23 protein-coding genes and 1 tRNA gene are annotated in these 25097 nt (G+C 58.1%); 18 read left to right on the forward strand and 6 right to left on the reverse strand.

Annotation, left to right across the window (positions count from 1 at the left end; genetic code table 11):
• The 6 genes from HDF15_RS24180 to rplK form a co-directional block, all read left to right on the forward strand.
• Window positions 1–94 (forward strand): hypothetical protein (locus HDF15_RS24180; RefSeq protein ID WP_184257641.1); only part of this gene is annotated, 94 nt, incomplete at its 5' end.
• A gap of 282 nt (window positions 95–376) precedes the next feature.
• Complete coding sequence (gene rpmG / locus HDF15_RS24185) at window positions 377–526, forward strand: 50S ribosomal protein L33 (RefSeq protein WP_014263996.1); 150 nt, start codon at window positions 377–379, stop codon at window positions 524–526.
• Between the two features lie 83 nt (window positions 527–609).
• Window positions 610–685 (forward strand) — tRNA-Trp (locus tag HDF15_RS24190).
• Window positions 686–766: 81 nt separating this feature from the next.
• Entirely contained in the window at window positions 767–1030 is a 264-nt protein-coding gene (gene secE / locus HDF15_RS24195; protein ID WP_184260595.1) for a preprotein translocase subunit SecE, read from the forward strand.
• Window positions 1031–1127: 97 nt separating this feature from the next.
• A complete protein-coding gene (nusG, locus tag HDF15_RS24200) occupies window positions 1128–1781 on the forward strand; it encodes a transcription termination/antitermination protein NusG (protein WP_184260598.1) in 654 nt (217 codons plus the stop codon).
• 171 nt (window positions 1782–1952) lie between these two features.
• On the forward strand, window positions 1953–2390 hold the full coding sequence (gene rplK / locus HDF15_RS24205; RefSeq protein ID WP_014263999.1) for a 50S ribosomal protein L11: 438 nt from the start codon (window positions 1953–1955) through the stop codon (window positions 2388–2390).
• 271 nt (window positions 2391–2661) lie between these two features.
• Here the strand turns inward: rplK and HDF15_RS24210 are convergent, their stop codons facing one another.
• Window positions 2662–3936, reverse strand: coding sequence for a tetratricopeptide repeat protein (locus tag HDF15_RS24210; protein ID WP_184260601.1), 1275 nt, complete (start codon window positions 3934–3936; stop codon window positions 2662–2664).
• A 599-nt stretch (window positions 3937–4535) separates the two neighbouring features.
• On the opposite strand from HDF15_RS24210, the gene HDF15_RS24215 reads away from it, so the two are divergent.
• The 7 genes from HDF15_RS24215 to rbsK all read left to right on the forward strand — a co-directional run bounded on the left by HDF15_RS24215 (window position 4536) and on the right by rbsK (window position 12547).
• Window positions 4536–6206 carry a B12-binding domain-containing radical SAM protein gene (locus HDF15_RS24215; RefSeq protein WP_184260604.1) on the forward strand — a complete coding sequence of 557 codons (1671 nt, stop codon included), beginning with the start codon at window positions 4536–4538 and terminating at the stop codon, window positions 6204–6206.
• A gap of 880 nt (window positions 6207–7086) precedes the next feature.
• Window positions 7087–7599 carry an RNA polymerase sigma factor gene (locus tag HDF15_RS24220; RefSeq protein ID WP_260331329.1) on the forward strand — a complete coding sequence of 171 codons (513 nt, stop codon included), beginning with the start codon at window positions 7087–7089 and terminating at the stop codon, window positions 7597–7599.
• Window position 7600: 1 nt separating this feature from the next.
• Complete coding sequence (locus HDF15_RS24225) at window positions 7601–8497, forward strand: hypothetical protein (protein ID WP_184260607.1); 897 nt, start codon at window positions 7601–7603, stop codon at window positions 8495–8497.
• Window positions 8498–8530: 33 nt separating this feature from the next.
• Window positions 8531–9154, forward strand: coding sequence for an OmpH family outer membrane protein (locus tag HDF15_RS24230; RefSeq protein ID WP_184260610.1), 624 nt, complete (start codon window positions 8531–8533; stop codon window positions 9152–9154).
• Window positions 9155–9262: 108 nt separating this feature from the next.
• Complete coding sequence (locus HDF15_RS24235) at window positions 9263–10483, forward strand: acyltransferase family protein (RefSeq protein WP_184260613.1); 1221 nt, start codon at window positions 9263–9265, stop codon at window positions 10481–10483.
• Between the two features lie 93 nt (window positions 10484–10576).
• Window positions 10577–11557 carry a GRP family sugar transporter gene (locus HDF15_RS24240; RefSeq protein WP_184260616.1) on the forward strand — a complete coding sequence of 327 codons (981 nt, stop codon included), beginning with the start codon at window positions 10577–10579 and terminating at the stop codon, window positions 11555–11557.
• A 48-nt stretch (window positions 11558–11605) separates the two neighbouring features.
• Complete coding sequence (rbsK, locus tag HDF15_RS24245; RefSeq protein ID WP_184260619.1) at window positions 11606–12547, forward strand: ribokinase; 942 nt, start codon at window positions 11606–11608, stop codon at window positions 12545–12547.
• 8 nt (window positions 12548–12555) lie between these two features.
• Here the strand turns inward: rbsK and HDF15_RS24250 are convergent, their stop codons facing one another.
• Window positions 12556–13275, reverse strand: coding sequence for an SDR family oxidoreductase (locus HDF15_RS24250; protein ID WP_014264007.1), 720 nt, complete (start codon window positions 13273–13275; stop codon window positions 12556–12558).
• Between the two features lie 81 nt (window positions 13276–13356).
• Here HDF15_RS24250 and HDF15_RS24255 point away from each other — a divergent pair, with 81 nt between their 5' ends.
• Complete coding sequence (locus HDF15_RS24255) at window positions 13357–14295, forward strand: LysR family transcriptional regulator (RefSeq protein WP_184260622.1); 939 nt, start codon at window positions 13357–13359, stop codon at window positions 14293–14295.
• A 6-nt stretch (window positions 14296–14301) separates the two neighbouring features.
• Here the strand turns inward: HDF15_RS24255 and HDF15_RS24260 are convergent, their stop codons facing one another.
• Complete coding sequence (locus tag HDF15_RS24260; RefSeq protein ID WP_184260625.1) at window positions 14302–15414, reverse strand: radical SAM protein; 1113 nt, start codon at window positions 15412–15414, stop codon at window positions 14302–14304.
• A 186-nt stretch (window positions 15415–15600) separates the two neighbouring features.
• Here HDF15_RS24260 and HDF15_RS24265 point away from each other — a divergent pair, with 186 nt between their 5' ends.
• Complete coding sequence (locus HDF15_RS24265; RefSeq protein WP_184260628.1) at window positions 15601–17682, forward strand: phosphocholine-specific phospholipase C; 2082 nt, start codon at window positions 15601–15603, stop codon at window positions 17680–17682.
• A gap of 342 nt (window positions 17683–18024) precedes the next feature.
• Here the strand turns inward: HDF15_RS24265 and HDF15_RS24270 are convergent, their stop codons facing one another.
• Window positions 18025–18909 carry a sugar phosphate isomerase/epimerase gene (locus tag HDF15_RS24270; protein ID WP_184260630.1) on the reverse strand — a complete coding sequence of 295 codons (885 nt, stop codon included), beginning with the start codon at window positions 18907–18909 and terminating at the stop codon, window positions 18025–18027.
• Between the two features lie 146 nt (window positions 18910–19055).
• Here HDF15_RS24270 and HDF15_RS24275 point away from each other — a divergent pair, with 146 nt between their 5' ends.
• Window positions 19056–19556 carry a DUF2062 domain-containing protein gene (locus tag HDF15_RS24275; RefSeq protein ID WP_184260633.1) on the forward strand — a complete coding sequence of 167 codons (501 nt, stop codon included), beginning with the start codon at window positions 19056–19058 and terminating at the stop codon, window positions 19554–19556.
• 107 nt (window positions 19557–19663) lie between these two features.
• Window positions 19664–21631 (forward strand): glycoside hydrolase family 88 protein, encoded by a 1968-nt coding sequence (locus HDF15_RS24280; protein ID WP_184260636.1) that lies wholly within the window; start codon window positions 19664–19666, stop codon window positions 21629–21631.
• Window positions 21632–21888: 257 nt separating this feature from the next.
• Here the strand turns inward: HDF15_RS24280 and HDF15_RS24285 are convergent, their stop codons facing one another.
• Window positions 21889–22647 carry a 1-acyl-sn-glycerol-3-phosphate acyltransferase gene (locus HDF15_RS24285; RefSeq protein ID WP_184260638.1) on the reverse strand — a complete coding sequence of 253 codons (759 nt, stop codon included), beginning with the start codon at window positions 22645–22647 and terminating at the stop codon, window positions 21889–21891.
• 136 nt (window positions 22648–22783) lie between these two features.
• Here HDF15_RS24285 and HDF15_RS24290 point away from each other — a divergent pair, with 136 nt between their 5' ends.
• Window positions 22784–23380, forward strand: a complete 597-nt coding sequence (locus HDF15_RS24290) for a Uma2 family endonuclease (RefSeq protein WP_184260640.1) — start codon at window positions 22784–22786, stop codon at window positions 23378–23380.
• A gap of 16 nt (window positions 23381–23396) precedes the next feature.
• Here HDF15_RS24290 and HDF15_RS24295 read toward each other — a convergent pair whose 3' ends face one another.
• Complete coding sequence (locus HDF15_RS24295; RefSeq protein WP_184260643.1) at window positions 23397–24953, reverse strand: hypothetical protein; 1557 nt, start codon at window positions 24951–24953, stop codon at window positions 23397–23399.
• Window positions 24954–25097 lie beyond the last annotated feature (144 nt).

Genomic DNA, 25097 nt, shown 5'->3' on the forward strand with positions numbered 1-25097 from the left:
CACCCCGGTGGCGATGGAGAAGGGCCTGCGCTTCGCAATCCGCGAAGGCGGTCGTACCGTCGGCGCGGGTACCATCTCCGAGATCATCAAGTAAGCAAGTCAGTCGTCAGCGAGTCAGCGAAAATAGAGCTGATGTGAAGCAAGCTGGCTGGCTGATTGGCTAAAAACAAAGGAGGGCTGCCGGATAATCGGCAGCCCTCTTCCACTCTCCAGGCTTTTCGTGGATAATAGATGAGGAAGAGCGTGTGCCTGACCGCTTTGATCCCAGCACCACAATTTCAGGAATAGGGCAGCAGGGGCCCATAAGCCCTGCGTTGCGGCGTGTCATACACGCTGCTTGCCAACCGAGGTGGTTGGCCAAGTTAGGAGAACTCGAATGCGCGAAATCGTAACCCTTCAGTGCCCGGTCTGTAAGAACCGGAACTACTCGACGACCAAGAACAAGAAGACGACCACCGGCCGCCTTGAGTTCTCCAAGTTTTGCAACGCGTGCCGCAAGCACACGGATCACAAGGAAACGAAGTAAAGCTAGCGCGTCAGCAAGTCAGCCGTAAAGCTACAACTGACTTGCTGACGCGAAGCAAGCTGACTCGCTGACTTGCTTTTCACAGGGGCGTAAGCTCAACGGTTAAACTGTCGGTCTCCAAAACCGAACTTCTCGGTTCGAATCCGAGCGCCCCTGCCATCTCTTTCCCGGTTATTTGAAACCGGAGTAGCATAAACTGTGCATCGCCTAGCGGTGCACCAAGGTTCAGGACGAGTAACGATGGCAAAAGCAGCCGTAGTGGAAACAAACGATTCGAGCTCCGGTCTTCAGCGTGTGGCTTCGGGCCCTGAGCGTCTCACTTCCTTTTTGAAGGATGTTCGCGAAGAGATGCGCAAGGTCGTTACGCCTACGCGTGCCGAGGTTCAGTCGACTACGATCGTCGTGATCGCCACGGTCTTTATCTTTGCCGCGTACTTTGAGATTGTCGACCTGATCCTGGGCAGGGGCGTTGATCAGCTCTTCGTCTATCTCACCAAGCACTAAGCGACACACCCGTCGAAAGATTTCGCTCGCAGATTCTTGCGAGCCCGCAGTACCCAGTATTTTAGGCAATCCATAGATGCGCGAAGAAGGCACAGCAATGGCAGATGAGTTGAATCCGGAAGAGCAGATTACCCCGGAAGAGCAGAACGTCGAGCAGAATCTCGAGGCTGCCGCACCCGCGGGCGAGCCGGAAGCTGGTGCCCCTGCGGTGAATGAGAACTTCAAGTGGTACATCATTCACGCCTACTCCGGCTTTGAGCGCAAGGTCAAGGAGTCGCTGCAGAGCCGCGTCGCCGCCTATCACCTTGAGGACCGCGTCGGACGCATCGAGATTCCGACCGAGCCGACCACCGAGCTGCGCAATGGCAAGAAGTACACCATTGATCGCGTTTTCCTTCCCGGCTACGTCTTCGTCGAGATGGCTCTCGACAACGATCTCTGGCACGTGGTGAAGAATACGCCGCGCGTCACCGGATTTTTGCAGACGGGCGATCAGCCCAACGCGCTCTCCGAGGCCGAAGTCAACGCGATGCTGAATCGATCCGACGCGACCAAGGAAAAGCCGAAGCTCAAGATGAAGTTCTCCAAGGGCGAACAGGTACGCATTACCGAAGGCCCCTTCGCGAACTTCAACGGCGCTGTCGACGACATCAACGAAGACAAGCAGACGCTCAAGGTCATGGTCAGCATCTTCGGACGCCCGACACCGACCGAGGTCTCGTTCTCGAACGTTGAGAAGTCCGAGGAATAGCGCACAAGTTTTGCAACAGGTTTTGGGAGCTTTCAGCCCAATCAGTTTTGGGAGTCACAGCCCGGCCGCTTCACCGGACCTTCTAACTCCCCGCAGTACAAAATCATGCGTGGCTAACACCGACCATGATTCAGCTTATATAGCTCATATTTTTTTAGAAGGATTACGAACATGGCACCGAAGAAAATCACTGGATACGTCAAGCTCCAGATCACAGCCGGCAAAGCGACGCCGGCTCCCCCGGTTGGTCCCGCGCTCGGTCAGGCTCAGGTCAACATCATGGAGTTCTGCAAGCAGTTCAACGAGCGCACCAGCAAGGACCCGAATGTCACCGGCATGACTGTTCCGGTCGTCATCACCGTGTACGCCGACCGTACGTTCAGCTTCATCACCAAGACGCCTCCGGCGCCGGTGTTGCTGCTCAAGGCCGCGGGCATTGAGAAGGGTTCGGGCACGCCGAACAAGGACAAGAAGGGCAAAGTCACTGAGAAGCAGATTCTCGACATTGCCAAGGTCAAGATGCCGGACATGAACGCGAACACGGTCGAGGCTGCTGCAAAGACCATTCGTGGCACCGCGCGCTCGATGGGTATCGACGTCGTCGCGTAAGCGGCAGCTTACAACCTGACTCAAGGTTCTCGAAGGAGGACGTGGGAGTAGTTGGTAACGGATCTTCCGTTGCCGATTGCCCCTGCGTCCTCCTTCTCTATTTGAGCCGAAGGACAACGAGTTTCTACCTGTGAGGTTGGGGTGATCCAATGGCGCTCCTAGTGCAAATCTCCTGTAGGTGCATAGCGGAACCACGACATTTATGGCCGTTTTTCTCCAGAAAAACGGTGCTGCACGCCCGATTCAACTTCTGAGTAACAGGAGATTTGCTCTAGTGGATCAGGTAAGCATCGACGTAATCGATGAGGTGCTTTCGATGATGAGCGCGGTACTCGGGATAGTCTGAGCGGATGCCGGCATCCGCGGCGTTGATGGCGACCCAGGCCCCGAGGGCGTTGGCCGCTTCAAGCTTTCGGAGATTACTGATCGAAGGATCGAGATTGGCTTCGAGAAGCGTACCGGCCTTGAGCTTCGAGTCGATGTCGGAGAGCATGGCGCGCAGAGCCGCGTGTTCTTCGGCGACGGTATGTTGATACCCACTGGGGTGAACGACAGCATTCGCATCCGAGGCCCCGGCGACGATGGTCTGGTTGAGAGTGCGAGCGCCATGAGCGACGCGGTATTGCTGGTACACAATCCAGGAAGCTCGGCCATCCTGGGTAGAGGCTGCAAGTTCGGGATCAATCTTGAGAACGCCGTCAGGCGTGGTGAACTCAGGGCGCGTGATAGCGGGCCTGACGATTTGATGGCCCGTACGTTGCGCCCATTGACCGAGTTCGAGGAAGGGCGGCGTTGCATACGGTTCGGCGACGACGGCTTCCACAAACTTCTCGCGTGCACCCATGGGGTCGCCTGTCTGGAATAGTGCATCGCCCCAGTAGCGGTAGGCGGTTTCGCGGTCGGGGTCAATGGCAATAGCTTTGGCAAACCAGATGCCCGCGTCGGGACCGTTCTTCAGGCGAAAGTAAGTGTCTCCGGCGTAGAGCGCGGCGTCGTACCAGGCAGGATCGAGAGCTGAGGCTTGTGTGTAGAGTTTGACGGCACCAGCCCAGTCAGATCGTCCAAAGGCGGCCTCGGCCTGATGAAAGACAGCTTGCGCGTCCGGTTTGCCTGCATAGGTGTAGCCGACGGTGAGAGGGATGCCGGTGATGAGGGCACCCTGAACTGTCTTGGTACCGGCGGAGAGCACCGTGCGAACGTAGGCACTGTTATCACCCAGAGACTGGGCACGTTTGAGCTCATTGATCGCCTGGAGGCGGAGCTTCGACTGGGCGGCAGGGTCCGAGAGGGTGGCTTGTTTGGCAAGAAGGCCAGCACCGTGACGCTCGGCGAAGACAGCCACCGTTGGGTCCTGGCGGCAGAGATCTTCATAGAGGGGAAGGGCTTCCAAAACCTTTTGCGCGAGGAAGAGCTCGTTCGCCTGCCTGCGCTCGGAATCGAAGTTGGGTTCATGGTGTGCTACGGCTATCGTTGGAGCTTGAGGGGCAACCTGGGCCTGAAGGGTTGAAGAGGCCATGGCGAGGAAGATGAGACTGGAACGCATCATGCTTCTGAGAGACTCCTTAGCCGGGATCGGGTGCTGCCGGTTCATTATAGGAGGAGTCTGAGATCGCATCTCTGCTTGAAAGGCTTTCGTCTTTCATCTAACTCCTTCGTCGCCGGCAAACAGGAATCACTGGAATCCATAGAGCCATTTCAAAGAGATCGTCAGCGGGGAGGCACTGTCGCTTCCGAGAAGGCGACTTATCGTAGTAACGACTATCACCTCAAGCAAATCATTCCCCGAGAAAGGTGTTGGATTTTGAAACTCCGGCTAGTAAATTCCATGCCAGCGTTGCATCGACCGGTTGAGACCGCCACGTTTCGCGGGACTTGCAGACTACGTCACCGCGGATCACGGACGTTCGAACCACGTTCAAGGAGCCAGAGACGATTGCGGCGGTCGAGCGGCCAGAGGGCAGGTGGATTGACACGCCCCAGTCTCATTTCAAATCAACACACGGTCTCACAGCTCAACACGTGTTACCTTCAGGGACAAAGAGCACAACGGATACAAGCGCGTTCCTCGTTCCACGACCACGTTGACTGAATTGATCCCCGCCTGCGGTATAAATGGTGGCGGTCACGTTTTGCCGGAGACCACCTATGCTCGCCTCTGTGAAAGACCCGTTTCAGCAGATTTCTTCCTCCACCAACGACATCTCAACGAAGCGGTTTGAGCCACTTGGCAAAGAGGTTAAGGCTTTGATGGTCTGGCCCCGCTTTCCTCCCTCATTCTGGGGATTCGAGGGCGTGCTTGAGATGGTGCCTGAGAAGTCGGTCATGCCTCCTCTTGGTTTGATCACCGTCGCTGCGCTATGTCCGTCCTCGTGGAGTATTCGATTGCTGGACCTATCCTTCGAGGAATTGCGGGAGGAGGACCTGCTTTGGGCCGACCTGGTGATGGTGAGTTCCATGCAGGCGCAACGTGCCGACACGCTGGACGTCCTGTCCCGTGCCCGCGGTCTGGGCCGTAGAACCTTCATCGGCGGCCCATGGGCAAGCAGCGAACCCGAGTTCCTGACGATGCAGGCCGACCATGTATTCGTCGGTGAGGCGGAAGAGGTCTTCGGAGAGATTGCGCATCAACTCGAGCATGGCACGGCACAGGCCGTCTACAAGGTCATCGACAAGCCTGATATGTCGGTGAGTCCCATGCCCCGCTTTGATCTTCTGCACATGAACCAGTACACCTCGATGTCGGTACAGTTCTCTCGCGGTTGCCCTTTCCAATGTGAGTTTTGCGACATCATCACGATCTATGGAAGGCGTCCGCGGGCCAAGCCGCCGGAGAAGCTCATCGCGGAGCTGGACGCTCTGCTGGCACTGGGTTGGCGCAACGAGGTCTTCATTGTTGACGACAACTTCATTGGCAACCACAAGCTTGCCCTGCAACTCACCCATTCGCTCGCGACCTGGCAGGAACGGAGCAAGCGTGTCATCTCGTTCTACACCGAGGCCTCCATCGATCTGGCGGACAAGCCCGAGTTACTCGCCTCCATGGTCGAGGCGAACTTCATGTACGTGTTTCTCGGTATTGAAACACCCTCGGCCGAGGCGTTGAAAGGATCGTCGAAGTTCCAGAATCTTCGTGGTGATCTGGTGACCCAGGTGAACAAAATCCGCGAGAGCGGATTGTGGGTGTTGGCTGGCTTCATCGTTGGCTTCGACTCGGATGACGAGACGATCTTCGAACGACAGCTGCAATTCATCGATAAGACTGCGATCACCTGGGCGATGGCCGGAGTCTTGCAGGCGCCTCCCACAACGGCGCTGTTTGATCGTATGAAGCGTGAGGGAAGGCTGATTGAAGACAGTACGGCCACGACCAACTTCAGCGCGCCAAACTTCAAAACAGTTCTGCCACTTCCGATTCTGCTGCGCGGATTGAGCACTCTGCTGAAAGGCTTATACACGCCGGCAAATTACTTCGGCCGGGCGATGCGTTCGCTCGAATCCTGGCAGCCACGTCCCGCACAAAAGCCCCCTGAGCTACCTCTGCTCTATAACCTCCGTGTCTTTGTTCAGTCGATGTGGCAGCAGGGCGTCTGTTCAAACTACCGTCTGGCCTACTGGCGGTTTCTCCTCACGGCGATTCGGCGATGGGCACTTCAGCCGGCCAAGATGTGGCTCGCCTTCATGGTCCTGCTTTCGGCAAATCACTTCTTGAAGTATGCACGAGAGGTCGCAGAGGATTTGGAGGAGCAATGCCAAGCGCTCGAAGACTCAGAGCTTTACTCTCAGACATTGGCTGTAGGCGTAGAGAGCCGGGGTTGAGAAGTGCAATGCCCGGCTTTGCTCGTACGAGTTGCAAAGCGATCGCATGGTGAATGGGCCGTCCTGGCCGTAACGTCGCGGTTTCTACTGTAGCCGAGCTCATGCGCCACTCGCACAAGCCACAAGCAGAATATTCCGGGCGTCAGGAGTGAGGTGCGAGGACTATGGCGTGTGCCTTCAACAGACCCAAACCCGGCCGGGTCGAAATTCCCTGAAAGTCGTGGCGGTCTCAACTGGTCGATGCAACGCTGGCATGGAGTTTAGTAGCCGGAGTTTCAAAATCCAACGTCTTTCGCGGGCGTTGATTGAGGCGCTCGACGAGGAGCGTCATCGGCGAAACCTGACATGGAAACAGCTTGTGGCTGAGTTGCCGGGATTTACGCAAAGCATGGTCGCAAATCTTGCTGAAGGACCGCTCATCGGTTTCCCGCGGGTGATGATCCTTACGCAATGGCTTCAGCGCCCTGCAGCTACCTTCGTGCGCGCTCGGGGTCGGTAGATCTCTACGGCCGCGCATCAACGGATTCTTGCGCAGGAAACGGTCTTGCCTGAGTTCAGCAAGAAAAATAGTGCCTCGGGTGGGGAAAGGCGATGATCTTCGGTGCATACACTGACAGGAGAGAGTTCTGAGCCATGACAGAGTCCCTGGTTGCACCTCGAACTTTTTTGCGAAGTGGCCTCCTTGAGGGAGCGTCAAAATGACGTGGCGAGTAGCTCGATTGAATTTAGAGGCCGCTCTGTCGCTGGAGGCGGAGGCTGACCTTGGGCGGGTTTCGGTCGCTGCGCCAACAGCCGAAAATCAATTCTGTCTCTGCTCAAGCAGAGGTTTTGCTCCGATGAGGAGCTTGCCGATCAACTGCAAAGTGGAGATGCGGAGGCTCTGGCGGTTTTATTCAAACGGCACAGCTCTCTTTTATTTGGAATCGCAAAACGCATCCTGAGAAGCGATTCAGAGGCTGAGGATGCAGTGCAGCAGATCTTTCTCGATGTGTTCCGTTCGATCCATCAGTTCGACCCGGAGAAGGGAACCTTCAAGACCTGGCTCTTGATGTTCACGTACCACCGGACTTTTAACAGTCGGCGTTCTCAGATAGCAAATCGTTTTTTCGACACCGACCCTCTTGAAGAAGGCTTTGCCGGATCGAGCCTTGCCGACAAGCGTTGCTCGACCACGGAAAACAGCATCCTGGTTGCTCAAGTTCTGAAGTCTTTGCAGCCACGCCAGCGGCGCACGATTGAGCTTATCTACTACGAAGGCTTAACTGCCGAAGAGGTCTCCAGTAAGACGGGAGAGAGTGTTCGTGTGGTTCGCCACAACTTATATCGCGGACTCGACAAACTTCGAAAAGCATTTCGCACCGAAGCAAGTAAACCTCGGTCGAAGGGAGAGTGAGATGATTCGTGGCCACAAGTTTTACGAGATGCAAAGTGCCCTGGCAGCACTGGGTCAACTCTCTGAAGCCGAGCTGCTGGAACTTGAGGAGCACGCAAACGACTGTGTCTCTTGTCACGAGTACATCGCAGACATCGCCGTAGTGAGCCGGGAGTTTTTCCTCCTGCAGTCCGGAAAGGTCAGCGGCAAGGGGATGCCTGCGGGCATGCAGGAAAGATTTCTTGAAAGAGCAGTCCATGCGGGAATACCAATCGGTCGCCCAGCTTCCGCTGGGTTCAATCTCCGATTCGCTCAGACATCTGTGATCGCTTTGCTCCTGGTTGTCTTTCTCTCTTTGAGCGGCAAGATGTTTTTTGTTCCAGGTGCAGAGAGTGTGGCGATGCAGGACGTTCCCGCGCCTGTCATTCGGTCCAACCAGGCTTTAGAGGCAGCCTCTATGCTCGCAAAAGAACATACAGTTCACGGCGTATCAGAAGGCAGTGTCCAATCCAGGCGGAGATCCATTGCGCGACAAAGAGAAGTTTCGATTCCTTCCACTCGGAGTATCTCAGGGGACCGTCAACCTGACCTGGATCTCGGTAAGCCCTTTTTTGCAGTGCAGGGTTTATCGGCAAACTTCTCTGATAGAAAAACACTCTGGTCTGACACGATGCCTGAGCGCTATCGCACGGCTGGAATGCATTCGCCAAAGCCCTCGTCGTTCACAAAAGAATATGTTGCACGTTTCTTCGGCCGCGAAGTGGATACCAAGCCAGACCAGCATGCATTCCATTACGACCTCAAGTTAGCTTCGCTGTCTCTTCAGGAATCATCGTTGGATGCCTACTCGCGACAACTCGCTCATGGCATGAAGTTCAACGCGCCCGCCTTGCAGTTCGACTCTCATCGAACCTGGTAAACCTGCTACTCACAATAGATAAAGGAGGTCGCTATGAAGCGATCAGGATCAGTCACGCTCATTTTAGTGTTGGTTTTCAGCCTCAGTGCTTTGTATGCGCAAAACCCTGGCTCCAATTCAATAGCACCGTCCACATCTTCGAAACCAAGTATCGTGACTCTGAACTTCAATGCTGCCGTACTTGGGACCGCTGAAGCTCAAAGGGCCCTGGGTAGCCTGCAGAAGAAGTATTCGCCTCGGGAACAGCATCTGCAGAAGTTGAACGACGACATCGAAGCCTCGAAGAAAAGCCTGAACGATGGAGCCGCCAAGCTGACGGAAACAGACAAGAGTCAACAACTACGGGAGCTTGATACGAAAGAGAAACAGCTTCAACGGGAAGCGGAGGATTTTAAGAACGACTCGCAAACCGACTCTCAGCAGGTATTCCAGCAGGTCGCGCAGAAGGTGTTCTTGTTTTTGCAGGAGTTTTCAAAGCAGCATGGGTACGCCGCTGTGCTGGAAAGAGGCACCGATGCGGCTCCAGTGGTCTGGTATGCCGCAAGTGATGTAGATATCACAGATCAGATCGTCAAAGGCTACGACGCAAGATCCAGCCTGCCCGACAAGCCTGCGGCAACTCGGTCTTCACCCGGGCTTGTGCCGAAACAGCCCTGATCCTGAAATCATCCCGCCCCCAGTTTTTCTTTCTCGACTGGATGCGTGGAGAGTCTGTATATTGGACAATCGATTGTCTTATACAACTTGCTTGAGATCGAGGCCGCATTGGCGAAGCCTGATTTATCTCGGAATATTTCACAGCATCCAGAAGGTGGAGACGTTCGTCTCGTTTCCCTCGATGCGTTTCGCGGCCTGATTATCGCGGGGATGATCCTCGTTACCGATCCCGGAACGTACAGCGCTGTTTATCCGCAGTTAATGCATGCCCAGTGGAACGGGGCCACGGCGACGGACATGATCTTCCCGTCGTTCCTCGTGATCATCGGCGTTGCGATGACGTTCTCGTTTGCCTCGCGAATAGAGCGCGGCGCAGACCGGAGGCAGCTTCTGCTGCATGTTTTCACCCGCAGCGTCCTCCTTATCTTGCTGGGGCTGCTGGTGAACGGATTCCCCGAGTACAACCTCCATACGATTCGCATTCCGGGAATTCTGCAGCGCATTGCGCTGTGCTACTTTGCGGGTTCTCTCCTCTACCTGGCGGTGTGCGGGAAGAAGGGTGAAAAAGCTGAGAGCCAGAGTCTGCGCAGAGGTACTGTAATTGGAGCTGTGCTGGCTGGGCTGCTCGTTCTCTACTGGGTGTTGTTGAAGGGATATCCGGTTCCCGGCTTCGGGGCGGGAAGACTCGATTCTCTCGGCAACGTCGCAGCCTATTTCGATCGGAAGATCTTTGGAATACAGCACCTCTGGGCCTATGGACTTACGCCGGGTTATGGCGTGACGTTCGACCCTGAAGGACTACTGTCGACATTGCCCGCACTGGCGACTTTGCTGTTCGGTGTGCTTGCCGGGGGATGGCTGCGGACCAGGCAGCCGCGCGGAAGGAAGGCCCTTGTACTCGCAGCCGCAGGTGTTGCGTTGGTGCTGGTTGGCCTGGCGCTTAGCCCGTTGCTGCCGCTCAACAAGAAGATCCTGACCAGTACCTTTGCGATCTTTAGCGGGGGAGTGGCGCTGCTATTGTTCGCGGGTTTTTATTTTGTGCTCGACGTAAAGCGCTGGCGACGGGGCGTAACGCCGCTCCTTGTCTTCGGTACGAATGCGATCTTTGCTTTTGTGATCTCCAGCATCATCACCACGTTGTTGGATCGATGGCATCTGGCACTCGGCGATGGGATGTTCGTAAAGGCCCACCAGTGGTTATATGCCGAAGGATTCGCAACGTGGATGCAGCCCATTCATGCCTCGCTCGCCTATGCCCTGGTGATCGTTCTGGTGAACCTTGCGATCGTGTACCCGCTGTATCGCAAACGCATCTTCCTGCGAGTCTGACATCTCTTCGTCGAATTCGGCATAATGGCTGTTCGTTGCGTGCGAAGGTGCGTGGCGTTACGAGACATTAGATCTGAGCCGGAGCCCTGCCTCATGTTCGTTCCTTCGACCTTCGCCGTCGCGCTGCTGATGACGGTCCTCAGCACGATCTGCTGGGGTTCGTTTGCCAATACCTTCAAGGGCACGCGTAACTATCGCTTCGAGTTGTACTACTGGGACTACGGCCTCGGCATCTTCCTCATCTCGGTGGTGCTTGCGCTTACGATGGGCAGCCATGCCGGAGGGCCGACGGCGTTCTTCGCCAACCTTCATTCCGCCGACCCGCTCAACCTCTTCTACGCTGCGCTTGGCGGCTTCATCTTCAATATCGCGAATGTACTGCTGATTGCAGGCATCGAGATCGTTGGACTGGCGATTGCCTTTCCTATCTCCATCGGCATTGCGCTGGTGGAGGGCGTGGTGATGAGCTACGCGCTACAGCCGCGCGGCAATCTGACGCTGCTCTCCTGCGGGGTGCTGATGGCGCTGATCGCGGTGATCCTCGTTGGCAAAGCCTATGGGGCGTTGCGCTCAGGCGAATCGAAGGTGTCGCGTCGTGGGGTGATTGTCTGCGTTATCTCCGGTTTGCTGATGGGGATCTTCGCGCCGTTCGTGACCCGCGCCATGACGCACGGCAACACGCTCACACCCTATACAACGGCCGTGTTTCTTACCCTCGGCGCGTTCCTGTGCTGCTTCGTCTTCAACCCGATCCTCATGCGCAAGCCTATCGTCGGTACGCCGGTTGCGGCGGGAGATTACTTCCGAGCGCCGATGTCATATCACGCACTGGGTATGCTGGGAGGCGCGATCTGGGGACTTGGCACGGTGTTCAACTTCGTCGCCGCAAGCCTGGTAGGGGTGGCGATTTCGTATGCTATTGGGCAGGCCTCGCCGATGGTCGCGTGCCTGTGGGGAGTGTTTGTGTGGAAGGAGTTTCGCGGTGCGAATGCGCGTGCCAAGGGGTACCTCACCGCAATGTTCGCAGCGTATGTCTTCGCGCTTATCCTGATAGCTCGTGCCTATGCGGCATGAGCCTCTTCTAGTCTGTTCATCGTTTTAGGAAAGAAAGTCGATCTACGAATGAGTCATAACGTTCTTGTGCTTGGAAGCTTTGTTGCCGATGTAGCGTTTCGCATGTCCCGCCTGCCGGCGTGGGGTGAGACGCTGATGGGAGAAACCTTTGCCCTCGGGCCCGGCGGCAAGGGCTCGAACCAGGCCGTTGCGGCTGCGCGTGCTCTTGCCGGTTCGGATGCAAAGGTGCAGTTTTTGTCTCGGGTAGGAGAGGATGCGTTTGGTACGCTGGCGCGCGATACCTGGAAGGAGGCCGGTGTGGACGCCTCGCTGGTCAGTACCGGCAGCACGGCGACCGGAGCAGCGGCGATTCTCATCGACGCTGTGAAGGGTGAGAACGCGATCATCGTTGTGCCGGGCGCCTGCTTCACGCTTGAGCCTGCCGATGTCGAGAGCGCTGCAGCGGAGATCGGCGCAGCCAGTGTCTTCCTCACCCAGCTTGAGCTTCCACTCGATACGGTCGAGCGCGGTCTGCAGATCGCCCGCAAGGCCGGTGTGCCCACGATCTTGAATCCCGCACCCGCACCGGTGACTCCGCTGCCGGCATCGCTGATAGGTCTGGCCGACTACCTGATCCCCAATGAGACTGAAGCCGCGTTGCTGACAGGATTGCCTGTCGAGACGGTCGAACAGGCCGGGCTGGCTGCCGCGGCACTCCTCGCGAGCGGAGCGCGAAACGTGATTCTTACGCTCGGCGCGCGAGGAGCTCTGGTGGCAACAAGCGACGGCCAGACGACGCTTGTTGCTTCTTTCAATGCAGGCCCGGTTCTCGAAACGACGGGCGCGGGCGATGCCTTCTGCGGTGGCTTCGCGACGGCCCTTGCCGAAGGACAACCGCTGCTCGATGCGGTACGTTTTGGTTGTGCGACGGCGGGTATCTCGGTCACGCGAGCAGGCACCGCACCCTCGATGCCGCATCGGCATGAGATTGAGGCCCTGCTCGCGCGTTGACCGCGGCTCTAGGCGATGACGGCGCCACCATCGATGACGATGATCTGCCCGGTGGTGAAGCCCGACTGCATAAGGTAAAGGTAGGCTTCGGCGATGTCCTGCCCTTCGCCTACCCGGCCCACGGGCAGGGCCTTGGCCTGCTGGGCGTAGAAAGCCTCGCGCTCCGACTCGGACATGCCGCTCCAGAGAGCTGTCTTCACCACGCCTGCACAGACCGCGTTGACGCGAATGGGAGCCATCTCAAGCGCCAGAGCGCGAGTCAGTGCCTCCATGGCACCGGCACCTGCGCTGGCGGCACTCCATCCCTTCCAGGGCCTGATGCCGACGATGCCATTGGTGAGCGTGATCGAGCCGCCGGGACGGATATGGGGGAAGGCGAGCTTCGCCGCAATATAAGCACCCCAGAACCGTACCTCAAAGACCTTGCGTGCTGCTGCGGTGGATGAAAGATCCGTGGGCAGGCTGTCGCCTGCGGTGTATACGAGATGGTCGAACTCCCCGAATCCGTCGAAGAAGCTGGTTACAGCGGCCTCATCGCTGACGTCGAGTGCCACGCCTTCCACGCCGGCGGGCAGCTCCTTCAAGGCCTTCTCGATATTCGCTTTGCTCCTGGAACTGATGACTACCGAAGCTCCCTGTTGGGCGGCTGCTTTCGCCGTTGCCAGGCCAAAGCCTGAGGTCCCCCCGAGCACAACAACCTTCTTGTTCTTCAGCTTTCCGATCTCCATGACCATCTCCTTTTCGTTGGGGCCAACGGCCCACACATAGGATGGGCATGCAGTGCATGTGCGTCATGCATAATATGCATCATGGACATGCGATGGAAGCATCTCCGCCAGGCTGATCTCAACCTCCTTGTTGCCTTTGCCATCTTTGCCGAGGAGTTGAGCATTACGGCAGCGGGCGAGCGGCTGTTTCTCAGTCAGCCTGCCGCCAGCCGCACGCTGCAGCGACTGCAGACACTCTTCAATGATGACCTGCTGATTCGCGGCGCTGGGGGGTATCAACTGACGCCCGCAGGGGTTCGGCTGCAGGCGGAGTTGAATCGTCTGTTGCCACAGCTTGATGGCCTGCTGGGGCATCCCAGTTTCGATCCTGCCAGCGAGGAGGCCAGTTTTCGTCTCTCCGGCCCGGACAATGTGTGCAGCGCTCTCTGTCCGCTGCTCTGCCAGGAGTTGCTGCCCTCTGCGCCCCATGTCGATCTGAACTTTGTGCCCTGGAGTGACACGAGAATTGGCGATCTCGATCGCGGTCGTCTGGATATCGTGTTATCGAATGATGATGTGCTGATTCCATCGCATCTGCGCGCTCAGGCTCTCTATCAGGAGCGGTGGCACTGTGTCGTCTGGCGCGGCAACCGATTGCCGGCGCGGCTTTCCCTGGAGCAGTATCTGGCGGCAGAGCACATCCTGGTGTCGACGCTCGATTCCGTGCAGACGATTCCTGATAAACGGCTGGCAGCCCTGGGAAAGCAGCGCCGTTCCGCCCTGCGCCTGCCCTACTTCGGCACAGCGCTTGAGTGTCTTCCGCATACGAAGCTGATTCTGACCGCAACGTCATCAATGGCACGCATCGCACGAGCGAATCCGGAGCTTCGAGTCATCGCAGCGCCCTCTGAGGTGACTCCGTTCTCCTTTCAGGCGATCTGGCATCCGCGGCTGAACTCGGACCCGGCACAACTCTGGCTGCGGCAGCATATATTTCGTCTTGGCGAGAAGCTGCAACGTTCGCTTGGGGCGAAGGGTTAGCGGGTTTCAGGCGAAGAGTTGCTGTTGCAGGTCAACCGTATAGACCGGCGCAGGAGCCTTACGGGACGCAGCCTGTGACGTGTCCGCGTCCTGTTCCGGCAGCGACTCTATCGTGCGTTTGCCCAACCCATGCCTTTCGCAGACGCGCTTCACCATCTGGGCCAGTTGACGGCGATAGGGAGCGGCCGCAAAGTCCATCGTTGCAAAGCGGCGGTCATAGTCGGCTGACAGGTGCGGAAAGTTTTCGCGAACAAAGTTCAAATACGTCGGGCGGGAACAGGACTTTAGAAACAGGGGACCAGCTCCGAGGAAACTGGCGCCAACCTCGGCGGCGCGTTTGGCGACGGCATCCACAGAGAGCTCATGGTCGGTAATGCCCGGCAACAGGGGAGAGCACAGGATGCCGGTCATCACTCCGGCTTCGCGCAGCTTGCGGACGGCCTCGAAGCGCAGATCGGGGCGCGGTGCCCGGGGTTCCAGCATGCGCGCCAGTGCGGCATCCGTTGTCGTAATCGTTACGTGGACGACGAGCCTGTTGTGCTGCGCGATCTCCTGTAACAGGTCGACGTCGCGTTCGATCAGCGTCGACTTCGTAATGATGCCCAGCTCATAGCCCTGGTTCTTGGCGAAGACCTCCAGCAGGCTTCGCGTGATGCCCATGCGGCGTTCGATCGGCTGATACGGATCGGTGGCTGTTCCCAGCGCGATCGCCTCGCGCGGGTCGATGTGCCGAAGCTCCTGCTCGAGCAGCCATGCGGCGTTCTCCTTCAGATAGATCTCGCGCTCGAACGCCAGCGCCCACGGCTGCTGGGGAGCGTCATACGTTCCCGGTGCAACCTGGGACACCGGCGAAGGCTGCAGAAACTCATGCGTGTAGCGGGCGTAGCAGTACTTGCAGCCGAACTCGCAGCCGCGATAGGGATTGATCGAATACCCCATCCAGAGCTGCCGCTTGGAGTTGGAGCGGTTCAGGATCGACCGGGAGTGCATGGCTTTGAACTCGATCAGGTGGCCGTCGTCGGCGTGCTCGGCCTCCGCTGCCAGCCGGGCCATGCCTACGGGCGCCTGCTGCAGGATGGGAAAGAGTTCGGCGGAGTTCTGGGTCTTAGTTTTCGCCATTTATTCGCCTCTTGAGGTCGAGACTATGCTTCCTGAGCCAACGCGTCAAGGGAATAAGGCTATCGAGTGAGGCAACCCTTAACAGGTTGCAGAATTGCAACGCAATCGTCACATCTCCGCAATAAACCGCGCCTATGTTCTGGGGAACGTACCCGCAACAGACTTTTCTGACGAGGTTTTTTTGCTATGCCTACTGACCGCCGTACCTTCCTCCAGTTGTTGAGCACGGGCGCTCTCTCCGCTGCTTTTCCGGCAAGTATTGCCCGGGCACTGGAGATTCCAGCCAATCATAAGACCGGTTCCATCAATGACATCGAACACATCGTCATCCTGATGCAGGAGAACCGCTCCTTCGATCACTACTTCGGTACGCTGCGCGGTGTACGGGGCTATGGCGACCCACGGGCCGTTACGCTCTCTTCGGGCAAGCCGGTCTGGAATCAGCCCAATGGCTCGAGCGAAGTGCTGCCGTTCCATCCTGGCGCGCCCAATCTCGGACTGCAGTTCATTCAGGATCTGGCGCACGACTGGACGACGACGCACGCGGCCTGGAACGAGGGCAATAACGATCAGTGGGTGCCGCAGAAGGGCACCACGACCATGGCGCATCTGAACCGCAGCGATATTCCGTTCCACTACGCGCTGGCCGACGCCTTCACGATCTGCGATGCCTATCACTGCTCGCTGCTTGGCCCCACCGATCCCAATCGTTACTACATGTGGACGGGTTGGGTGGGCAACGATGGCTCGGGCGGCGGTCCGGTCGTCGACAACGCCGAAGCCGGATATGGCTGGTCAACCTTTCCGGAGCGCCTGCAGCAGGCCGGCGTGTCATGGAAGATCTATCAGGACATCGGCCTGGGCCTGACGGCGGCTGAGTCCTGGGGCTTTACCAGCGATGCTTACATCGGCAACTACGGTGACAATTCGCTGCTCTACTTCCACCAGTACCAGAACGCGGTGGCGGGCAGTCCACTGGCGAACGGCGCGAAGACTGGAACGGATATCTCGGCTTCGGGCAAGCTGTTCGACAACCTGCGGAGCGATGTGGCGAGCGGCAAGCTGCCTCAGGTCTCGTGGATCGTTGCGCCGGAAGCGTACACGGAGCATCCGAACTGGCCGGCGAACTATGGAGCCTGGTACGTCTCGCAGATTCTGGATGCGCTGACGTCGAATCCCGAGGTCTGGAGCAAGACTGCATTTCTCCTGACCTACGACGAAAACGACGGATTCTTCGATCACGTTGTGCCGCCGACGGTTCCGCAGACGCGGGAGCAGGGACTCTCCACGGTCAGCATTGCCAACGAGATCTTTGAAGGCAGCTCCGAATATCCTGCCGGTCCTTACGGCATGGGAATGCGCGTTCCGATGATGGTCATCTCGCCCTGGAGCAAGGGCGGTTGGGTCAACTCGGAAGTGTTCGACCACACCTCGATCATCCGTTTCATCGAGCAGCGTTTTGGCAAGCAGTATCCCGGCCTGCAGGAGTCGAACATTACTCCGTGGCGGAGGGCGGTTGCGGGTGACCTTACCTCGGCGTTCAACTTCGAGTCGCCGAACGCTGCCAACGTGCCGCTGCCGAGCACCGTGGCCTACATGCCACCGGACGACCAACGTCATCCGGATTACGTGCCCGCTCCTCCCGCGGTGCAGGCCGTGCCGGTGCAGGAGCCGGGAACGCGTCCAGCCCGTGCGGTTCCGTATGAGCCGAACAGCTATGCGGTGGTGGATTCCAATGGCTCGGTCGAGATCTTCTTCCAAAGCTCCAGCCAGGCTACCGTTGTCTTCCAGGTGCGCTCAGGAAACACGCAGACGGCTCCTCGCACCTACACGGTAGGCGGAGGAAGCACTGTCTCCGATACCTGGACGACCGCGGCAACTGCAGGCGCCTACGACCTTTCTGTCTATGGTCCGAACGGTTTCCTGCGCAGCTACAAAGGCAGCGCTTCCGGCGGCGGCAAGGCGAACTTCGAGGTCAAGAGCACCTTCGATCCAGCTCTCAACCTTGTCCTTCTGACTTTCCGCAACCTGGGAGAGACCTGCAAGCTGAACGTCGAAGACACTTACAGCGGAAAGAGCTATTCGGCGCACTTCGTGCATGGACAGACCGTGACCCAACCCTGGCTGCCGACTGAAACCTTTGGCTGGTACGACTTTATCGTTACGGTCGATACCGACTCGAGCTTCGAGCAGCGCCTCTCGGGTCATATCGAAACAGGCCGGGACAGCATGACCGATCCGGCCATTGCGGCGACTCCGAAGCAGTAGGAATCATTGAAGTGCAAACCGGCCCTCAGCGGGATTCGCTGAGGGCCGGTGTTTTTGGGGCATTCATAAATCAATTGCTGCTACTTATAGCGCACCGACTCTGACGTTTTGCTTTGAAGGGGCAGGGCTTCAGCCCTGCCGTTAGAAGTCATTGGGTACGTGGCTTTAGCCACCGAGGGAATGATGTGTGGCAAGCCTAAACTTTTCCGCCAGATGGATTTGCTGGCTAGACAGGTAGCGTTCCCTCTGCGGCTGAAGCCGCTTTAAGCAGGGCTCCAATGGCGGGGCTGAAGCCCCGCCCCTTCAAAGCAAGAAACATGGAACAAGGTTAGAGGGCTCACTCTAGGCCTTGTATCCCATTCCGGCCAGAACACCGCGCATATACGCAAAGCTCTCGGTCGTGCCGGGAAGGGGATTGTCCGGGAAGATCTCGTATTCGAGATCGACGTTGCCGGGGTACTTGATCTTGATGAGTGCCTCAAAGATCTCGTGCACCGGCATAATGCCCTGGCCCACGGCGACCTGGCTTTCTTTGACGTTCGACTGGGCCAGGTCCTTCATGTGCACATCGAACAGGCGCGGCCCGACCTTGTGGATGGCGGAGACAACATCGGTTCCCGCGCGCATCGTATGTCCTACGTCGATGCAGCATCCCATGCGGGGGTCCATGTTCTTCACGGCATCCAGTACGGTCAGCGGTGAGGGCCATAGCTTGTCTTCCGGTCCGTGGTTGTGAATGGCAAAGCGGATGTCGTACTCCTTCACAAACTTCTCGATCCGCGGCAGCGTAGCCGGGGTCGGGTCTCCGGCAACAATCACTTTTACGCCTGCTGCTTTTGCGTACTCGAAGTTTTTGCGAACGGCGTCATCGTTGTCTTCCCGGAAATAGACCGCGCCGACGGCTGTCACCTTGATCCCTGCCGCAGTGTAATCCGCAAGCGCTGCTTTCTCTTCATCGAGCGATGCCATCGGCAGATGGTCCTTGGCGTCCTTGCAGTTCAACAGCGTTAGTCGCAGGTCTTTCATGGCGGCGATCACCTGCGCGCGTGTCAGCGTGCGGAGCGTATAACTCGCGAGCCCAAGCCGGATGGGTGAGGGCTTACCGGGGGCCTCCGTGGGAGAGGCAAGCGCAAGAGCTGCGCCTGTCGGCAGGCAGCCTGCGGCGGCGATGGCAGCACCAGAGCGTAGAAACGCGCGACGACTCGAAGGCGAGGGGGTGTTCTTCATGCCGGAAATCCTACGCGACTCCTTCCTCAATCGTCTACTGCTGCACCTAGTATTCAAGCGGGTGAGCAGGACCCCGGGTAAAAAATCAATACGGCCCGTGATATTCCTGAACAGATGCGTTGTATGGGTGGTGGTGCCGGTCGAGAATGATGAAGTTAGAGCGATCGGGTTTCTTTCGAAGGCGCGTCGTCGAGCCTGTGCTGCAACTGCTGCGCATGGGGGCGACGCCGCAGCGGCTGGCGTGGTCGATTGCGATGGGTGTCGTCATCGGCATTAATCCGCTCCTGGGCTCGACGACGGTACTCGCCCTGGCGTTTGCTTCAGTGTTTCGGTTGAACGTGGTGGCATCGCAACTCGGCAACCATCTTGTTTATCCATTGGAGTTATTGCTGCTCCCGGTGTTTCTGCGGGTGGGGATCGCGGTCTTTCATTCGCCGGGGCTTCCACTGGAGCGTGAGGCCCTGTTCCACGCGGTCAAGCGGCATCCCTGGGATACGACGCGGCTGCTGTGGCGCTGGGAGTGGCATGCGCTGATCGTGTGGCTGGTTTTTGCCGTTGTCGTTGCGCCTCTGCTGCAGATGGTGTTGCGGCCTGTGCTGGAGCACATGCTGGCGAAGCTCCATGCCGAGCCCACGATGGAGAAGTAGCGGAGGGTGGGCACCAGTTCTGTTGTTGTTCGAACCCTTGACGCAGCGTGTGCCCTTTCCTTTTGGTACTTTCGCTCCGGTATGCTTGTTGGCGTCGAGGTGAATTAATGCGGATGGTAGCAAAGCGGAGTGTGTTGGCAGGAGTTCTTCTGCTGACAAGCGCAGCCTGCACACAGGCCCAAACCAAAGCCAGTGCGGCGCATGCGGCCGGCGAAGCAACGAACCCCGTCGTCGAACGCGTACTGCGTGAGTGGCCCGAGGGCCGCATCACGACCGTTGGGCATCCCGGAGCGTGGGGCTACGAGCAGGGCGTACTGCTCGACGGCATGATCGCCGAGTGGCGCGTGACGGGCGACGGCAGATTGTTCGATTACGTGAAGGCCGCAGTCGACCGCTCCGTGGATAAGGACGGTGTCATTCACTTTGATAACGGCGCGCCGTATCCTGTCGACGGGCACTCGATGGACGATATCGAGATGGGCCGCAGCGCCATCGTGCTGTACCGCGTGCTGCAACAGCCGAAGTATTATCTCGCCGCAAAGTTTCTGCGCGACCAGATGCAGCAGCAACCCAGGAATGCGAGCGGCGGCTACTGGCACAAGCAGATCTATCCCGATCAGATGTGGCTCGACGGCGCTTACATGGCGGAGCCGTTTCTCGCCAACTACGCCCGCACCTTCGATCGGCCGCATGAGATGGATGGCGTAGCCGAGCAGCTTCTCCTGATGGATGAGCATATGCGCGATCGCCAGACGGGCCTTCTGCGTCATGGCTGGGATGAGTCGAAGAAGATGGACTGGGCGGACAAGCGCACGGGCATGAGTCCCGAGATTTGGGCGCGAGCGATGGGCTGGTATGCGATGGCGCTGGTCGACGTGCTGGAACATATGCCCGCGGACGATCCTCAGAGAGCGGCTATCGAGGAGCTGACGCGCCATATGCTCACCTCCATTGCGCGCTATCAGGACCCCGCGACGGGTCTGTGGTGGCAGGTCATGGACAAGGGCGGTACCAAGGGCAACTACCTTGAAGCCTCGGCGAGCTGCATGTTTGTCTACGCCCTTGCCAAGGGCGTGCGCATGGATGTTTTGCCGCTGAACTACGAGACCAATGTAAAGCGTGGCTGGGCGGGTATTCAGTCGCACTTCATGAAGCCGGATGGAACGCTCTCCGGAACGGTTAAGGTTGCGGGGCTGGGTGGAAAGCCCTATCGCAGCGGCACGTATGACTACTACGTCGGCGAGCCGGTGGGAGACAACGATGCCAAGGGCGTAGGTGCTTATCTGCTGGCACTGAGCGAGATTACGCAACATGAGCGCGCGGGCGATCTGCTCGGCAAGGCTCGCGGCAAGACCGTTCTGGTGGACGCGTGGTTCAACTCGCAGCAGCGCAAGGTCGCCGACGGACACATGGAGTTGTTCCACTACAAGTTCTCTGACGATGCGAACAGCGGCTACTCGTTCCTGGGCCGCATGTTCGCCCAATACGGTATGCGCACCGAGTCGCTGGATCACGCCCCACGCGCGGCGGATCTCAAAGGGGTCGCGGTCTATGTCATGCCCTCGCCGGACATCACGCTGTGGAATCCAAATCCGAACTATATGGAGAAGGAGAGCGCCGATGCGATTGAGGCCTGGGTCAAAGCGGGTGGTGTGCTGATGTTGATGGAGAACGATGGCGACCACTCCGAGTTCACCCACTTCAACATCCTGAGCGAGCGCTTCGGCATTCACTACAACCAGGTGGATCGCAATAAAGAGGTTGGGGCCGACTACTCCACGACACTGGTACAGATTCCGGCGGGGACGGGCGGCATCTTCCACGAGGGATACAAGGCGCTGGAGAAAGAGATCTGCACCATCACGGTCTCAGGACCGGCGAAGCCGGTGCTGGTCGATAGCGGGGATGTCCTCATGGCGGTGTCGCACTTTGGCAAGGGATTGGTCTATGCCAACACCGATCCGTGGATCTATAACGAGTACACCGACGGGCGCAAAAATCCGCTGGGCGAACAGAACTTTGCAGCGGGGCAAGAGCTTGTGCACTGGATTGTGGGGCAGGCGGTTATTCGGTAGCGCGGTGAAAGGCTGAGACGGGGCTCTGTCGTTGCTCTTGTTTTTCTGGCTTGTCATTCCGAGCGTAGCGAGTGAATCTGCTTCCTCCCGTTCTTTGCCCGTGCATCGCAATTGTTAGGCGTTCACAACCAGCCTTTTCAGTTTCGTCTGCGTGCTTTCTGGGCAGCATGAACGAAAAACGGGAGGAAGCAGATTCACTCGCTGCGCTCGGAATGACAAAGCAAGAAAGGCAAGAACAACAGCAAAGGCAACTCTCGCTACGTACGGGACTTCAAAGCCACGACAGCTTGTTGCGCCTCAACCGCTGCAATCTTTCTATGCAGAATCGCCTCTTCGGAGAATGCAATCGGTGCTTCGGCAAACTGAATGGTTGCCTTCAGAGCGTGCAGACCGCTGAAGCTCCACAGGTGGGAGATCAGCGACTGTTTTCCCCAATGAACGTTCTCGCGCAGAGTCTTGCCCAGCGCTACATCCTTCGGCGAAAGCTCGTAGTGGATGAACGCCGCGACGATGGGAACCTCAGCCTCCAGCGTCTGCGCAATCAAGCCGCTGCGGAAGGGAAGCGTGGGTTCATCGCCGACTCCGGTGGTGCCTTCGGGAAAGAATACGACGGGCAGGCCATCGCGAAATCCTTTGGCCATGCCCTCGGCAGCCTTGGCGGCGCTGCCTCCCACACCACGTGCGACATAGACCGTTCCGCTCATCATGCTCATCCATCCCAGCAGCGGAGTGGATCGTAGCTCGATCTTCGAGACAAAGACACAGGGCCGTATCGCTGAATGAAGAATGATGTCGATATAGGTGAGATGGTTGGAGACTACTGCCCCCTGCATGGGGACTGGTCCGACGACGGCGAAGCTGACCTCCATCGCGCGCAGCACGCGTCCGCAGAAGTGGCTGAGCCACGCGGCTCGTGCGGCCCGTGTTTTAGGCTGTGTCACGGCGAGTTCAACCGCCGCGTAGCTGAAGTGTGCGATGACCTTCGTTGTTCGATAGAGCTTGCGAAGCAGACTCAACAATTTGTCCCTCGTGCGTGAGTGTACCGAAAAGGGAACCGTTCTCTCTTTTCGAGCTGTGTCGTTCGAAGGATGGAACTGTGATGATTTGGGACGAATCTGCGTTTTTTAAGGATATCCGGAGTAAACTGGCGCTATGAATCTCGCTCTTCCCGAATTCGAACTGCCGGTGTATCTCCACTTTGGTCACCCTGTAACGGATGAGGAGTTGACGCGTTTTTGCGCGAAAAATGAGTTGTTGCGCGTCGAACGCGATGCCACCGGAGACCTGATTGTTATGTCGCCAACAGGGAGCGATACCAGTAGCAAGAATGCCTACCTGAACTACCAGCTCACAAAGTGGTCCGAAGAGACTTCTTCGGGGATATCGTTCGATTCTAACGGTGGGTTTACGCTTCCGGATAGTTCTGTGCGTGCCGCCGATGTCGCCTGGATCTCCTGGCAGCGGTGGAACGCGCTGACAGAGCGGGAGCGGCAGGGCTTTGCCAGAATATGCCCCCAGTTCGTCATCGAGCTGCGTTCGTCCAGCGATCGCCTGGCAGACCTGCAGCAGAAGATGCGTCTCTGGCTCGCGAATGGCTGCGAACTTGCGTGGCTCGTCGATCCTTCACGTAAGGTCGTCGAGATCTATCGCCCCGGTCAAGAGGCGGAGATCCTCGAAGGCGGCAGCGTCGTCGATGGCGATAGCCCCGTGGAGGGGTTTGTGCTGGAGCTTGGAAAAATCTGGGCCTGATTTAGCGCTGATAACCCTACTGGATTGCAGCCGGCTGCAAAGCACGTGGTTTGTAGACGTCGATCAGTTCGGTTCCCGGCACCTGGACATACTTATCCCGCAATTCGTCCTGGATGGCCTGTGGCGTATTGGCTCGAAGGTCATGAACAAAGATCACGGTATCGAACCGATCTTCATCCCAGGCACGGTTGATCTCGGCGAGATGTCCAAGGGGATACGAGGTTCCCGGATGCCACCACAACGGCAGATGCAACGGCGAGACGATGCGGTTGCGAGCGTACATGAACTCGAGGTCAGGGCCGAAGAAGACTCGCTGATCTGCCGGGCCGGAGGCCAGGGTTCGATCCGCCTCCTGCATGACCGAACCAAACACGGCGCAGTTATGAAAGGTGCCGAAGAAGGGATCGTGCAGGGTGATGCGCGCTCCGCAGTCCTCGTTGGCCCAGAGGCCGATCGTCTGCCCGCGCTGGCGGGTGGTGCCAGTCAAAAAGCAGAAGTAGACCAGAGGAAGGGTCGTCCATATCAGACGCCGCCGGATAAGAAGCGCGCGGCTGGCCCCCGTCACGGAGAAGAGAGCGATACCGAGCAGAACCAGCGGGGTATCGGTGAGCTTCAGATCGAAGTTGGTGGCCATGCCGAGAATCCCGGTCGCGCACGCTCCCAGGGCCAGCAGGTCGAGGGGACGCTTCAACAGATCGTGGCGTTCGCGCCAGTAGGTAAGCCCAAAGAGTGTGAGCACCGGGGCGATCATCGCGTAGACGCAGAGGTTCGCCAGTCCGATGATGGCCGGAACTCCGGGACGGTTCAGCAGGATTCCGTAGACAAGCGGGTGGGGAACCAGCCTTCCGGAGAGTCCGCGATAGCCATCGAGCATGCCCAGCAGGGAGATGTGAGCGGTAGACAGCACCACCGAAGCCGCCACCAGGGAGGCAGCCAGCGAACCCCAGACGAGCCACTTGGGAGTGCGGGCCATCGCCAGCAGGACGAGGCAGAGAAGGATGGGCGGATACGCCGTGTTCGGCTTGGAGAGGATCAGGCCGATCAGGCCGAGGGTCAGGTGCAGGAAGAGTTCGACGCGCAGGAGCGTCGAGGGGTTCTCTCTCTTCAGCAGGACAAACGTCGTCAGGATGGCGTAGCAAGCGATGCTCTGGGCGATGGAGGCGTGCCAGGGCATATTAATGCTGATGAGCGGGATCATCTGTCCCACGAAGTAGAAGAGGAAGACGAAGAAGGTGTCCGTGGTACCCAGGACTGACCGCAACAGTCCAGTGAGACGCCAGCCCAACAGGCAGAGCACGGCAAAGAAGAGCGCTTCCCCCAGCGCCAGGCTGTGCCAGGTGACGCCGAAGTGCCGATACATCGTGGCGATGAACAGATAGAAGGAAGGAGGAAAGGTGCAGACAAAGTCACGTCCCGGCACCTGGCCGGAGACGATGCGCCAGCCGCTGTCGATCATCTCGCTGAAGTCGGAGGCGCCGAAGCGATAGGTGCTCAGCTTCAGGCTGAGCAGGATGCACAGAACTCCGAAGAGGAGCAGCCCGGCGCGGCTCACGTGGAAGGTGACAGTGCGCATGGAGAGGGGATGGCAATTTTAGCTTTAGCGGTTGCTTTTGCCTTTCAGGCTTGCACGCCAAACAATTTTCCGTCATACTGGAAAGGTTGTCTGCACTCCCGTGCAGACTGGTCGAGACCACGCCCATGCGGAATAGAGCATGAA

This window comes from Granulicella mallensis, assembly GCF_014203225.1.
GTDB lineage: Bacteria > Acidobacteriota > Terriglobia > Terriglobales > Acidobacteriaceae > Granulicella > Granulicella mallensis_A.

Bases quoted from the DNA above. Each gene is read 5' to 3' on its own strand.
- HDF15_RS24270 (WP_184260630.1), bottom strand. From the start codon at position 18,909: ATGAAGAACACCCCCTCGCCTTCGAGTCGTCGCGCGTTTCTACGCTCT.
- HDF15_RS24265 (WP_184260628.1), top strand. From the start codon at position 15,601: ATGCCTACTGACCGCCGTACCTTCCTCCAGTTGTTGAGCACGGGCGCT.
- HDF15_RS24250 (WP_014264007.1), bottom strand. From the start codon at position 13,275: ATGGAGATCGGAAAGCTGAAGAACAAGAAGGTTGTTGTGCTCGGGGGG.
- HDF15_RS24210 (WP_184260601.1), bottom strand. From the start codon at position 3,936: ATGATGCGTTCCAGTCTCATCTTCCTCGCCATGGCCTCTTCAACCCTT.
- HDF15_RS24280 (WP_184260636.1), top strand. From the start codon at position 19,664: ATGCGGATGGTAGCAAAGCGGAGTGTGTTGGCAGGAGTTCTTCTGCTG.
- HDF15_RS24215 (WP_184260604.1), top strand. From the start codon at position 4,536: ATGCTCGCCTCTGTGAAAGACCCGTTTCAGCAGATTTCTTCCTCCACC.
- HDF15_RS24295 (WP_184260643.1), bottom strand. From the start codon at position 24,953: ATGCGCACTGTCACCTTCCACGTGAGCCGCGCCGGGCTGCTCCTCTTC.
- HDF15_RS24255 (WP_184260622.1), top strand. From the start codon at position 13,357: ATGGACATGCGATGGAAGCATCTCCGCCAGGCTGATCTCAACCTCCTT.
- nusG (WP_184260598.1), top strand. From the start codon at position 1,128: ATGGCAGATGAGTTGAATCCGGAAGAGCAGATTACCCCGGAAGAGCAG.
- rbsK (WP_184260619.1), top strand. From the start codon at position 11,606: ATGAGTCATAACGTTCTTGTGCTTGGAAGCTTTGTTGCCGATGTAGCG.
- HDF15_RS24240 (WP_184260616.1), top strand. From the start codon at position 10,577: ATGTTCGTTCCTTCGACCTTCGCCGTCGCGCTGCTGATGACGGTCCTC.
- HDF15_RS24260 (WP_184260625.1), bottom strand. From the start codon at position 15,414: ATGGCGAAAACTAAGACCCAGAACTCCGCCGAACTCTTTCCCATCCTG.
- rplK (WP_014263999.1), top strand. From the start codon at position 1,953: ATGGCACCGAAGAAAATCACTGGATACGTCAAGCTCCAGATCACAGCC.
- HDF15_RS24225 (WP_184260607.1), top strand. From the start codon at position 7,601: ATGATTCGTGGCCACAAGTTTTACGAGATGCAAAGTGCCCTGGCAGCA.
- HDF15_RS24275 (WP_184260633.1), top strand. From the start codon at position 19,056: ATGATGAAGTTAGAGCGATCGGGTTTCTTTCGAAGGCGCGTCGTCGAG.
- HDF15_RS24290 (WP_184260640.1), top strand. From the start codon at position 22,784: ATGAATCTCGCTCTTCCCGAATTCGAACTGCCGGTGTATCTCCACTTT.
- rpmG (WP_014263996.1), top strand. From the start codon at position 377: ATGCGCGAAATCGTAACCCTTCAGTGCCCGGTCTGTAAGAACCGGAAC.
- secE (WP_184260595.1), top strand. From the start codon at position 767: ATGGCAAAAGCAGCCGTAGTGGAAACAAACGATTCGAGCTCCGGTCTT.
- HDF15_RS24230 (WP_184260610.1), top strand. From the start codon at position 8,531: ATGAAGCGATCAGGATCAGTCACGCTCATTTTAGTGTTGGTTTTCAGC.